Here is a 12,201-nt window from a genome sequence, read left to right on the forward strand (position 1 = left end):
AACGTCATGCAGAGTTCTCGGTGTCTGAATAGTTTGTCAATGTCTCCGCGTTAATCCGAGGTAACGGATGACCGGCAGGCAAGATCGAGTGTCCTGATTGAGGGGAGTTCGTCGCCTTATGTCGTCTCAGATCGTGGACGCCTCCGATGTGGCGCTGTCCGGAGGCACCGATCTGGTCGTCCTCGACGGGGTCGGCTTCGGGGTCACCGACGTCGTACGCCTCGCCGACGGGGACGCCCGCCCGGTCCCCGGCACCGACGCGATGAAGCGCGCGACGGAGTCCTGGGACGCGGCCCGCCAGATCGCCGCGACGGGCCGCGTCTACGGCCGCTCTACCGGCGTCGGCGCGAACCGGAACGAGGACGTGCCCACCGAGGCCGCGGCTGAACACGGGCTGCGGTTGCTCCGCAGCCACGCCGGCGCGATCGGCGACGAGCTCCCGGCGCGGGAGGTGCGGGCGATGCTTGCCGTCCGGGCCAACCAGTTGCTGGCCGGGGGCGCGGGGCTACGGCCGACCGTCGTCACGGCGTTGTGCGAGGCGCTGGAGAACGGGGTGTATCCCGTCGTCAACGAGTTCGGCTCGGTGGGGACGGGGGACATCGCCGCGCTGGCTCAGGTGGGGTTGGCGTTGGTGGGGGAGCATCCTTGGCGGATTGCTGGGGATGTTGCCGGGCCGGGTGTGGCGGGTTCCGGCGGGCGTGGCGCCGGGGATCGCGACGGCGGGGGTTTCGTCGGCCGTGGCGCCGGAGCTTCTAGGGGGCCCGGCGCTGGTGATGCCGAGGGCTTTGGGGGGCGTGGCGCCGAGGGTCTCGATGGCCGTGGCGCGAGTGTTTCCGGTGGCCGCGACGCCCGGGGTTTCGTCAGCCGCGATGCTGAAGGCTCCGGTCCTGGCGGCGTCGAGGGTTCCGGCGGCCGTGGTGCCCTCGCCTCAAGTGCCCACATCCTCAATGGAGTTCAGGGACCCCGTGCCCTCACCGGAGTTCCCGAGCCCCAGCCTCTCGACAACAATGACGCGCTTGCGCTCATCAGCAGCAACGCCCTCACCCTCGGCCAATCCGCCCTCGCGCTACACGAGTTGAGGGGGCTGATCGGGGCGACCCAGGTCGTCGGCGCGCTCTCCCTCCTCGCCGTCGACGGGTCGCACGAGCCGTACGCAGCGCCCGTGCACGCCGCCCGGCCGCACCGGGGGTCGATCGAAGTCGCCCGGCGCATGCGGGAGTTGATCGGGGCCGCCGATCGGCCCACTCCTCCGCTCGGGCGGATTCAGGACCCGTACGGGTTCCGGTGTCTGCCGCAGATTCACGGGCCCGCGCATGACGCGGCGGACGCGTTGGAGGAGGTGCTGGCGATCGAGATCAACGCGGCCGCCGAGAACCCCTTCATCTCCGCCGAGGACATGACCGCCTACCACCACGGCGGCTTCTACCAGGCCCAACTCGTCCTCGCCCTGGACCACTTCCGGCTCGCGCTCACCCAGGTCGCCCGGCTGTCGACGTCACGGCTCTCCTCGCTGAACGAGCCCGCGTTCACCCGGCTCAAGCCGTTCCTCGCGGACAACGAGGCCGCGTCCTCCGGGGTGATGATCCTGGAGTACGCCGCCGCGGCGGCCCTCGGCGACCTGCGGGCCTTCTCCGCTCCCGCCTCGCTCGGGCACGCTGTACTCTCCCGGGGCGTCGAGGAACAGGCCAGCTTCGCCTCGCTCGCCGCACGTCAGACACTGCGCGCCTGCCGCGCGTACCGTCTCGTCGTCGGCTGCGAACTCGTCGCCGCCGTACGGGCGTTGCGCCAGCGTGGTCTGCGGCCCGACCCGGAACTCCCGGTCGGCCGCGCGCTGGAGCTGGCCGAATCGGTGCTCGACGACGAGACGGCGGACCGGCCGCTCACGGACGATGTGTCGGCGGCCGCGGGACTGCTGGACCGGTTCACGGAGATCTGGAGGGGGAGCACGTCATGAGCGCCGACAGGAGTATGGACGGGATGGTGGAGGGGAGCGCGGATGCGAGCGTGGACTCGGCCGTGGACAGGAATGCGGGCGTGACCGACAGCCCGGCCGCCCGGCTGCAGGCGCTCTTCGAGGGGCACCGGCTCACGCCGACCCAGCGGCGCATCGCGCACAGCATGGTGCGCCGCGCCGCCGACGTGCCGTTCCTCTCCAGCGTCGAACTCGCCGAACTCGCCGGTGTCAGCCAGCCCTCCGTGACCCGCTTCGCGGTCGCCCTCGGCTTCGACGGCTACCCGGCGCTGCGCAAACACCTCCGCGAGGTCGCGCCCTCCGAGTCGGCCCCGGACACGGCGTCGTACAACGAGTACCAGCAGGCCGTAGAGGCCGAGATCGAGAACCTCAAGCACCTCGCGGAGATACTGGCCGACCCCCGCCCGGTCGCGAAGGCCGGCCGCCTGCTCGCCGCCTCGCGCCCGCTGCCCGTGCTCGGGCTGCGCGCGGCGGCCTCCCAGGCGTACGGCTTCGCGTACTTCGCCGCGAAGGTCCATCCGGACGTACGGCTGCTCAACGAGGGCGGCACGATGATCCACGACCGGATCGACGCGGCCGTCCGGGCCGGCGCCACCACCCTGCTGTGCTTCGCGCTGCCCCGGCATCCGCGCGAGGTCGTCGACACCCTGGCGTATGCGAGGGAGGCGGGCCTGACCGTCGTCACCGTCGCGGACTCGGCGTTCGCCCCCGTCGCCAAGGTCTCCGACCTTTTGATCCCGGCGGCGGTCGGCACGGGCCTTGCCTTCGACACGGCGTGTGCGCCGATGTTGCTCGGGCGGGTGTTGTTGGAGGCGATGTGCGACGACCTGCCGGATGCGCAGGCGAGGCTTGAGGAGTTCGATGCGCGGGCGGCGGCGCGAGGGTTGTTCGTGGAGTGACGGGCGTTGGGCTGGCGGAGGCGGAGGCGTAGTTGTCGGGTGCAGGTGCGCTGTGGCTGGTCGCGCCCCGCGGCGGAGCCGCCGATGTCACAGCCCCGCGCCCCTGGGGTGTCCGTGCTTGCCCAGCTGTTGAGTGGGCCTCTTCCGCCCAGCCGGAAAAACCGTCCCCGCTGCCGTGCTCTCAGACTCGTCTCACGTTCGCTCACTAGTCTCCCCGCACTACGGAACTGTGCCGGGACGACCAGGAGGCGGGACGTGGCACGCGGAGATCGGAGAGTCCAGGGGCTGGCCCGAGTGGCAGTCGTCGTACGGGCCGGGGCCGCCCCGATGTGGTGGTTCGGGGTGCTCGCGGCGGGTGTCGGGGTGTTGCTCCCCGGCATCACCGGGCGCCGGATCGGGGTGATGGCCGGGGCCGCGCTGTTCATTCTCGCGGCGATCGTGGTGGCGTACACGCGGCGTCGGCGGTACACCGCGCTGGCCCGTGGCGCCGCCCGGGCCGGGAAGCACGACGTGCTCCAGGACCGCGCGGTGAGCACCCGGAACTGGCGTCGCGCCCACCGCTGGTGGCTCGTCCTCGCCTTCGCCCTCGCGCTGGCCAGCGGGTTCGCCGTGCCCGCGGCGGGCGGGATGCTGCTCGCCGGTGCCGGTACCGGGCTGCGCCTCAAGGCCGCCTGGCTGGGCCGCCGCGAGCGCGCCGACGACGTCCTGCTGTGGATCCGCGTGGACTGGCTGAACAAGCGCGACGGCGCCCCGGCCGGCAAGCCGGTCAAGGGCTACCGCTCCACCGGCATCGCCGCGGGCGACGCGACCCCGGGCGGGGCGCGCCGCCGTAGCGACGTCTTCGCGTAGCCGGGTCCGGTCAGACCTCCAGGTCCGCCTCGATCTTCTTCAACTGGTGCCTGGCCATGGCCAGGTTGGCGCGGCCGGCGTCCAGCACCAGGTAGAGGAAGAGGCCGTTGCCGCCGCGGCCCTTGAGCAGGCGGATCAGGTGGTACTGGCTGGACAGGGTGATCAGGATGTCCTCGATCTCGCCCTTCAGCCCGAGGTGCTCCATCGTGCGCAGCTTGGAGCGCACGACGTCGGTGTTCCCGGCGGCGGCGACGCCGAGGTCGAAGGTCTTGCTGCCGCCCATCGTGCCGAGCGCCATACCGCTGGTGTAGTCGACGAGCGCGACCCCGGTCGCGCCCTCGATGGAGGTCAGCGCCTCTTTGAGAGAGGTTTCGGTGTTGGCCATGACAGTGCTCCTTTGGTTCTGTTCAACTTTCCGTGGTGGTCCGCGCGTTGGTGCCTGTGGTGGTGCGTGGTGCGCGCGGTGTTCTCGTGCGTGCGGTGGTGGTTTTCGGGGGCGCCTTGGCGGGCGGCGCCGGGTCGGTCCGCTCCTCGGCCACGACGGCTTCGGCCTCGGCCGCGACCGCCGCCTCGGCGTCGATCAGCTCGCCGATCCGGGCCCCCGCGCGGCGGCCCTCCAGCAGCAGCCGGCCGACGTGGACGCGGTCCTGGGCGAGCACGGTCAGCACGGCGCCGCGGCCCGCCGCGTAGGTCGCGACATAGCCGTAGACCCCGCGCACGATCAGCTCGCGGAAGTCGCCCTGCCCGGTCGCGTCCGCCATCCGTACGGCCACGCCGAGCGCCGTCACGGTGAGCGCGGCCACCCGTTCCGGCTCGACGCCCGGGGTGTCCTGGGCCAGGACGAGACCGTCGATGCCCGCCGCCAGCGCCCCGGTCAGCTGGGGCACGCGGGCTCTCAACCGGCGCAGCTCGTCGAGGATCTCTGCCTCGGAGGCCATCGGCTCTCTCCTCTCGGCGCGTGTTCGCTGCCACTCAAAGGGCCTCCAGCGCATCTCTGAGCCTCTTCAGCAAGGTGATGTCGGGATCGGTGACGTCGGGCAGGGGAGCGACGGCGGGCGCGGGCGGCCGGGGCGACACGAGCCCCGCCGACACCAGCCGCCGGACGTCCAGCAGCGTGGGGTACGCCCGCCGCCCCAGCGCCCGCGCGATGTCCGGCGCCGTGCGGACGCCGTCCACCCGGGCCAGCACCGCCGCCTGCCGGGCCGTGACCGGCGCGGGCGCGACGGGGTCGGCCCGCACCAGCGGCGCGCCGTCCGTCGCCGCGTCCGGCCACACCCGGTGCAGCAGATCGCGGCGGCGCAGCGTCTCGCGCTCCAGTGCGGCCACCGGAACCGGCCGCACGGAACCGAGCGGATGCGTGACGCCGTAGCGGAACCGGCCCGGGGTGCTGCTCGGGGCGAGCACGAAGTACGCCGCGTCGTACAGGGCCCCGAGATGGCACAGTTCCAGTGCGCCGGGGCTCAACAGGCCGCCGTCCAGCAGGAGTCGGGTCGTGGCGTGCCGGTCGTCGCTCGCCTTGGCCGCGGCCTCCCAGGCCTCGGCGCGCAGGGTGCCGTGCGCGGTGAGGAGGAGGTCGAGGCCGGGGGCGGACGGGCTCTCGGCGTGCGCGACCCGGCCGTCGACGAGGTGGAGGCTGCCGCGCTCCCGGACGAGCACACCGGTGGCCTTCTCGGCGGCGAGCCGCGTCAGCATCGGGGAGACCCCGCCCCAACCCCGTTCGCCGGCGTCGGCCTTGGCCCGCACGGGCAGCCGGGGCGGCGGGGTGGTGGGCGTGGCCTTGACCGCGGTCATCCCAGCACCAGCCGTCCGGCCATCTCGCCGAGCCGGATGCGGGCCAGCGCGAGATTGCCCTCCGCGCGGGCCAGCCACAGGTGCAGGAACACGCTGCTGTCGAACGACGTCGGCACGAACCGCAGCACGTGATAGCTGTCGCGGTTGCTGACGATCAGGTCCTCCAGCGGAGGATCGCCGGCGGCCGTACCGTCCTCCCCGACGGACGCGAACGCCCGGTGCTCCGCCGCGAGCCGCGCCAGCTCGGCGGCCTCGGCGGCACTGGCCTCCTGGTCACCCCCGGGCGACTCTCCTACGACGCCCAGGGCCAGCCCGCTCGTCCAGTCGACCAGCGCGGCGCCTCGGGCACCGGGCAGTCGCATGGCCTCAAGTAAGCACTCGTCGATTCCGGGCACCGTGGCTCCCCTCCCGCCTGCGGTTCGGCTGAGTGACGACGAAGCTACGCACCGTGTGGCCGAGGGGTGAGGGATCTGGCATTTTCCAGTGGAACATGCCCTCGAGTGACTAAGGTGGGTCAACTGACCCCGTTTTCACACGAGTTGCATGGGTCAGTTGAACCCTGCTCGCACCGGTGTGCGTCAACGGCGCCCAGGCGCCCGCAGGGTGGTGAGCGCGGCGGCGTGCGCCCCGCCGGATTCGGCCACGATCTCCGCGACCGTCTGCGGCTTCCGCACGGTCGCGAACGACATGCCCCCGGCACCGTCCCGCACGAAGCCGTAAATGCCGGGCCGGGCAAGGGAGTTGTAGGCGTAGTGCGCCGCGAAGTAGTACGCCCCGGTGTCCAGCGCGGCCGCGTAGTCACCCTGCTCCAGCAGGGGCAGCGCCTGCCCCTCGGCCAGCAGGTCACCCGCGAAGCACGCGGGGCCGGCGACGTCCTGCACCACGTCCGCCCCCGACTTGGGCCGCCCCTTCCCGTCGTAGGCGGCGATCCGCAGTGGCCACGACTGCGGCGCGTACACCGTCCGCGTCGCCACCTGCACGCCCGCGTGCGTGATCGCGATCGGCCGTCCCCCGGCACTCTTCGCGTACTCGACCCGGGCCACCACGGTCCCCTGCTTGGCCAGCATCGACCGCCCGAACTCGGTCACCAGCCCGTACCGCCCGTCGAACAGCCCCGGCACCGCTTCCTTGAGCAGCCGCGCGTACTGCGCGTACGTCGGAGTCGTCGCGTCCGAGCCGAAGTTCACCCCGAGGCCGCCGCCGATGTCGAGCGTGTCGATCTGCGGCCGCCCGAGCCGCGCGTTGATCTCCTCCGCCAGTTCGTACGTCTCCGCGACGCCCCGCGCCAGCAGCGACAGCGGGATGCCCTGAGACCCGGTGTGCGCGTGCAGCCGGGTCAGCCACGGCCGCTCCGCGAACGCCCGCACCACCCACTCCCGCGCCCCCTCGTCCCGCAGCGCCACCCCGAACTTCGAGGTAGCCGTCGCCGTGGAGAGCGCGGCGATGGACCCGCCGCCGATCTGCGGATTGACCCGGATCCCGAGCGGGGAGCGACTGGTCGCCGACCGCATCAGCGCGTCGATCCGCTCCAGCTCCTGCGGGTTGTCGGCATTTACGGCGATCCCCAGCGCCAGCGCCTCCCGCAACTCGGCCGGCGTCTTCGCGGGCGCGTCCAGCACCGTCCGCTCCGGCCGTACGCCCGCCGCCCGCGCGAGGGCCAGCTCACCCGGGCTCGCCACCTCCGCGCCGATGCCCTCGTCGTGCAGCAGCCGCAGCACCGGTACGAGCGGACTCGCCTTCACGGCGAACGCGTGCAGCACGGGCGTCCCGGGCGCCGTCACCTCGTCGAACGCCGCGCGGAGTGCAGCCGCGGACTCCCGGATACCGGTGACGTCCAGCAGAGCGGCGATGGGGGCGCCGGGCCCGAGCAGCCCCTGCTCCACGGCGGCCTGCACGGCTTCGTCCCGGCGGGCGGTGCGTTCGGCGCCGGGATCCATGCCGGGATCGATGCCGTCCGTGTGACCCTGGGTTTCGTCGTTCACTGCAGCCCCCGTCGTGTCGTCGCCCATGATCGGTACATCCAGCCAAACATTCAGAGCCTGCCCACAGAGACGCCTCGATGTATTGACTAGTTCTATTCACGAAGACAGGATGTGAATAGCAACAGTAAAAACGCGTAACGCAGATCCGCTGAGAGCAGTCCGCTAGGAGGCAGACCATGTCAGGACCCCGCCCCGTACGAGCACCCCGCGGTACGGAACTGAGCGCCCTGGGATGGCAGCAGGAAGCCGCCCTGCGGATGCTGCAGAACAACCTGGACCCCGAGGTCGCCGAACACCCCGACAAGCTCGTCGTCTACGGCGGCACCGGCAAGGCCGCCCGCGACTGGCGCTCCTTCGACGCCATGGTCCGCACCCTGCGCACCCTGAAGCAGGACGAGACGATGCTCGTCCAGTCCGGCCGCCCGGTCGGCGTGATGCAGACCCACGAGTGGGCGCCGCGCGTCCTCATCGCCAACTCCAACCTCGTCGGCGACTGGGCGAACTGGGAGGAGTTCCGGCGCCTTGAGGCCCTCGGCCTCACCATGTACGGCCAGATGACGGCCGGTTCGTGGATCTACATCGGCACCCAGGGCATCCTCCAGGGCACGTACGAGACCTTCGCCGCCGTCGCCGCGAAGAAGTTCAACGGCACCCTCGCCGGGACCATCACCCTCACCGCCGGCCTCGGCGGCATGGGCGGCGCCCAGCCCCTCGCGGTCACGATGAACGACGGCGTCGCGATCTGCATCGACGTCGACCCGCGCGCGATCGAACGCCGCATCGAGCACCGCTACCTGGACGTCCGCGCCGACTCCCTCGCGCACGCGCTCCAGCTCGCCGTCGAGGCCCGCGACGCCCGCCGCCCGCTCTCCATCGGCCTCCTCGGCAACGCGGCGGACCTGCTTCCGCAGATGCTGGCCGAGGGCGCCCCCATCGACATCGTGACCGACCAGACCTCGGCCCACGACCCCCTCGCGTACCTCCCGGTGGGCATGGCCTTCGAGGACATGGCCGACGAGGCAGCCAAGGACCCGGCGGGCTTCACCACCCGCGCCCGTGAGTCCATGGCGAAGCACGTCGAGGCGATGGTCGGCTTCATGGACGCCGGCGCCGAGGTCTTCGACTACGGCAACTCGATCCGCGGCGAGGCCCAACTCGCCGGGTACGAGCGGGCGTTCGCCTTCCCCGGCTTCGTCCCCGCCTACATCCGCCCCCTCTTCTCCGAGGGCAAGGGCCCCTTCCGCTGGGCCGCGCTGTCCGGCGAGGCGTCCGACATCCACAAGACCGACAAGGCGATCCTCGACCTCTTCCCGGAGAACGAGTCCCTCCACCGCTGGATCAAGCTGGCCGGCGAGCGCGTCCACTTCCAGGGCCTCCCGGCCCGCATCTGCTGGCTCGGCTACGGCGAGCGCGACAAGGCCGGCGAGCGCTTCAACGACATGGTGGCCTCCGGCGAGCTGGCGGCCCCTCTGGCCATCGGCCGCGACCACCTCGACTGCGGCTCCGTCGCCTCCCCGTACCGCGAGACGGAAGCCATGCTCGACGGCTCCGACGCGATCGCCGACTGGCCCCTGCTGAACGCCATGGTCAACGTCGCCTCCGGCGCATCCTGGGTCTCCATCCACCACGGCGGCGGCGTGGGCATGGGCCGCTCCATCCACGCGGGCCAGGTCACGGTCGCCGACGGCACGGCCCTCGCCGGCGAGAAGATCCGCCGCGTCCTGACCAACGACCCCGGCATGGGCGTCATCCGGCACGTGGACGCGGGCTACGACATCGCGGAGCGGGTCGCGGACGAGCGGGGTGTGCGGGTGCCGATGCGCGAGGGTGGAGACGCGTGACCCTTCCGGCAGATGAGCGGGGCGGCGACGGTCCGGTGGGGGCGGGTCCTTCGTCGCCGGGTGCGGGTCCGACCGTGCCCACCCGTTCCGCAGGGCGGAACGATTGCCCACGGTCTGTGGCGGGTGACGGCGGCCTGCGGCCTGGAGCGGGTGACGGCACCACGTCGTCCGCGACCGGCGGCGCTCAGCCTCAGCCTGCCGAAGGTGAAGGCCAGTCGCGCCCGTCGGCGAGTGACGGCCGGGCTCAGCCCGCGCGGCCCGAAGGCGCGGCTGCCACCCCGACCTCCTTCCACGAGATGTGGCGCGAGCTGCGTCCCATCGGGCGGCACGCCGACTCCGGTGGGTATCGCCGCTACGCCTGGACCGGTGCCGACACCGAGTGCCGGGCCTGGTTCGAGGAGCAGGCAAGGTCGCGCGGCCTGGCCTACGAGCTCGACCGCAACGGCAACCAGTGGGCCTGGCTCGGTGATCCCGCCGCCGGGGACGCTGTCGTCACTGGCTCGCACCTCGACTCGGTACCCGACGGTGGGGCCTTCGACGGTCCCCTCGGCGTCGTGTCGTCCTTCGCCGCCCTCGACGAACTGCGGGGCAGGGGAGCGGAGTTCACCAGGCCGCTCGCCATCGTGAACTTCGGGGACGAGGAAGGCGCCCGCTTCGGGCTCGCCTGTGTCGGGTCGCGGCTGACCGCCGGGCAGCTCACCGTCGAGCAGGCGCACCGGCTGACCGACGGCGACGGGGTCACGCTGCCGCAGGCCATGGCGGCGGCCGGTTACGACGCCGACGCCATCGGCCCCGACCCCGAACGGCTCGCCCGCATCGGCGCGTTCGTCGAACTCCACGTCGAACAGGGCCGCTCGCTGGACCTCTCCGGCGACCGGGTCGGCATCGCCAGCGCCATCTGGCCGCACGGGCGGTGGCGGTTCGACTTCCGGGGCGAGGCCAACCACGCCGGTACGACGAGGCTGGTGGACCGGCGTGACCCCATGCTGTCGTACGCCGAGACCGTGCTCGCCGCCCGCCGCGAGGCCCAACTCGCGGGCGCCGTCGCCACGTTCGGGAAGATCGCCGTAGAACCGAACGGCGTCAACGCCATCCCCTCCCTGGTGCGCGGCTGGCTCGACTCCCGCGCCGCCGACCAGCAGACCCTCGACACCGTGGTCACCGGCGTCGAGAAGGCGGCCCGCGAGTACGCCGAGGCGCACGGCATCGACCTCGACATCGTCCGGGAGTCCTTCACCCCGGTCGTCGAGTTCGACCACGCCCTGCGCGACGAACTCGCCCGGGTCCTGGGGAAGGGGAGGGAGACGGAGCTGACCGTCCCCGTCCTCGGCACCGGTGCCGGACACGACGCCGGAATCCTCTCCGGGAGCATCCCGACCGCCATGCTGTTCGTGCGCAACCCCACGGGTATCTCGCACTCCCCGGCCGAGTTCGCGGCCGAGGACGACTGCGTGGCCGGGGTGACCGCACTCGCCGACGTACTGGAAGGGCTGGCCTGCAGGTGACGCACCCCACCACGCGGACGTACTGGCTGGAACACGCCTGGCTCGACACCAACGTCGAGCCGGGCGTCGCCCTGGAGGTGACGGACGGACGGATCGCCGCCCTCCTTACGGGAGTTGACACCCCACCCCCGGGCGCCGAGATCCTCCGGGGCCTCACCCTCCCCGGGCTCGCCAACGCCCACAGCCACGCCTTCCACCGCGCCCTGCGCGGCACCGTCCAGGTCGGCTCCGGCACCTTCTGGACCTGGCGTGAGCTCATGTACTCCTTCGCCGACCAGCTCACCCCGGACACCTACCACGCCCTGGCCCGCGCGGTGTACGCCGAGATGGCGCTGGCCGGGATCACGGCGGTCGGCGAGTTCCACTACGTGCACCACGCCCACGGCGGCACCCCGTACGCCGACCCCAACGCCATGGGCGAGGCCCTGATCGCCGCCGCCTCCGAGGCCGGTATCCGCATCACCCTCCTCGACACCGCCTACCTCTCCTCCGGCTTCGGACAGCCCCCCAACCGCCACCAGCTCCGCTTCTCCGACGGAAGCGCGGACGCCTGGGCCGAACGCTGTTCACTTCTCAAGGAACGGGATCACGCGAGGATCGGTGCCGCGATCCACTCCGTACGGGCGGTACCCGCAAGGGAGTTGGCGACGGTGGCGCGCTGGGCCGAGGAGCGCCGGGCCCCGCTTCACGTCCACCTGTCCGAGCAGACGGCGGAGAACGACGCCTGCCGCACGGCCCACGACTGCACCCCGACCCAACTCCTCGCCGAGTACGGGGTGTTGGGCCCCCGCACCACCGGCGTCCACAACACCCACCTCACGGACGAGGACATCGCGCTGCTGGGGCGCTCGGGCACCGGCACCTGCATGTGCCCGACGACGGAACGCGACCTGGCGGACGGCATCGGCCCGGCGGTCGCCCTCCAACGAGCCGGCTCCCCGCTCTCCCTGGGCTCCGACAGCCACGCGGTGATCGACCTGCTGGAGGAGGCCAGAGCGATGGAGTTGAACGAGCGCCTCCGCACCCGCACGCGAGGCCACTGGACGGCAGCGGCCCTGCTCCGGGCAGCGTCGGCGGACGGCCACGCGGCGCTGGGCTGGCAGGACGCGGGCACCCTCGAACCGGGCGCCCTCGCCGACTTCACGACGATCGCGCTCGACTCGGTCAGGACAGCGGGGCCGGTGCCCAGGCTCGGCGCCGAGACGGCCGTATTCGCGGCGACGGCAGCGGACGTACGGCACACGGTCGTGGGCGGTCGGCACGTCGTACGAGACGGGGCGCACGCGCTCGTACCGGACGTACCGCAGGCGCTCGCCGCAGCTGTCGAAGCCCTGCGCGCGTAAAGCCGATCGCCGCCCCCCG

11 protein-coding genes are annotated in these 12,201 nt (G+C 72.4%); 6 read left to right on the forward strand and 5 right to left on the reverse strand.

Annotated elements, in window-relative coordinates:
• The first annotated feature begins 118 nt into the window (after positions 1-118).
• The 3 genes from OG504_RS31675 to OG504_RS31685 all read left to right on the forward strand — a co-directional run bounded on the left by OG504_RS31675 (position 119) and on the right by OG504_RS31685 (position 3,720).
• The gene (locus OG504_RS31675) at positions 119-1,954 is read left to right on the forward strand and encodes an aromatic amino acid ammonia-lyase (RefSeq protein WP_405992854.1); all 1,836 of its coding nucleotides are present in this window, start codon (positions 119-121) and stop codon (positions 1,952-1,954) included.
• Positions 1,955-1,977: 23 nt separating this feature from the next.
• Positions 1,978-2,871, forward strand: a complete 894-nt coding sequence (locus tag OG504_RS31680) for a MurR/RpiR family transcriptional regulator (protein WP_405996478.1) — start codon at positions 1,978-1,980, stop codon at positions 2,869-2,871.
• 255 nt (positions 2,872-3,126) lie between these two features.
• Positions 3,127-3,720 carry a hypothetical protein gene (locus tag OG504_RS31685; protein ID WP_405992855.1) on the forward strand — a complete coding sequence of 198 codons (594 nt, stop codon included), beginning with the start codon at positions 3,127-3,129 and terminating at the stop codon, positions 3,718-3,720.
• Positions 3,721-3,730: 10 nt separating this feature from the next.
• Here OG504_RS31685 and OG504_RS31690 read toward each other — a convergent pair whose 3' ends face one another.
• The 5 genes from OG504_RS31690 to OG504_RS31710 all read right to left on the reverse strand — a co-directional run bounded on the left by OG504_RS31690 (position 3,731) and on the right by OG504_RS31710 (position 7,520).
• Positions 3,731-4,105, reverse strand: coding sequence for a hypothetical protein (locus OG504_RS31690; RefSeq protein ID WP_033284364.1), 375 nt, complete (start codon positions 4,103-4,105; stop codon positions 3,731-3,733).
• A 22-nt stretch (positions 4,106-4,127) separates the two neighbouring features.
• A complete protein-coding gene (locus tag OG504_RS31695) occupies positions 4,128-4,658 on the reverse strand; it encodes a roadblock/LC7 domain-containing protein (RefSeq protein ID WP_405992856.1) in 531 nt (176 codons plus the stop codon).
• Positions 4,659-4,692: 34 nt separating this feature from the next.
• Entirely contained in the window at positions 4,693-5,511 is an 819-nt protein-coding gene (locus OG504_RS31700) for a transcriptional regulator (protein ID WP_405992857.1), read from the reverse strand.
• A complete protein-coding gene (locus OG504_RS31705) occupies positions 5,508-5,906 on the reverse strand; it encodes a hypothetical protein (protein WP_405992858.1) in 399 nt (132 codons plus the stop codon). The genes OG504_RS31700 and OG504_RS31705 overlap by 4 nt, the downstream gene beginning before the upstream one ends.
• A gap of 183 nt (positions 5,907-6,089) precedes the next feature.
• Positions 6,090-7,520 (reverse strand): diaminopimelate decarboxylase, encoded by a 1,431-nt coding sequence (locus tag OG504_RS31710; RefSeq protein ID WP_405992859.1) that lies wholly within the window; start codon positions 7,518-7,520, stop codon positions 6,090-6,092.
• Between the two features lie 149 nt (positions 7,521-7,669).
• Here OG504_RS31710 and hutU point away from each other — a divergent pair, with 149 nt between their 5' ends.
• From hutU to OG504_RS31725, 3 genes are all read left to right on the forward strand, one after another.
• Entirely contained in the window at positions 7,670-9,334 is a 1,665-nt protein-coding gene (hutU, locus tag OG504_RS31715) for a urocanate hydratase (RefSeq protein ID WP_405992860.1), read from the forward strand.
• 296 nt (positions 9,335-9,630) lie between these two features.
• Complete coding sequence (locus tag OG504_RS31720) at positions 9,631-10,839, forward strand: allantoate amidohydrolase (RefSeq protein ID WP_405992861.1); 1,209 nt, start codon at positions 9,631-9,633, stop codon at positions 10,837-10,839.
• Entirely contained in the window at positions 10,836-12,182 is a 1,347-nt protein-coding gene (locus tag OG504_RS31725) for a formimidoylglutamate deiminase (RefSeq protein WP_405992862.1), read from the forward strand. The genes OG504_RS31720 and OG504_RS31725 overlap by 4 nt, the downstream gene beginning before the upstream one ends.
• The last annotated feature ends 19 nt before the right edge of the window (positions 12,183-12,201 follow it).

The sequence above is a fragment of the Streptomyces sp. NBC_00986 genome (assembly GCF_045162565.1).
Lineage (GTDB): Bacteria > Actinomycetota > Actinomycetes > Streptomycetales > Streptomycetaceae > Streptomyces.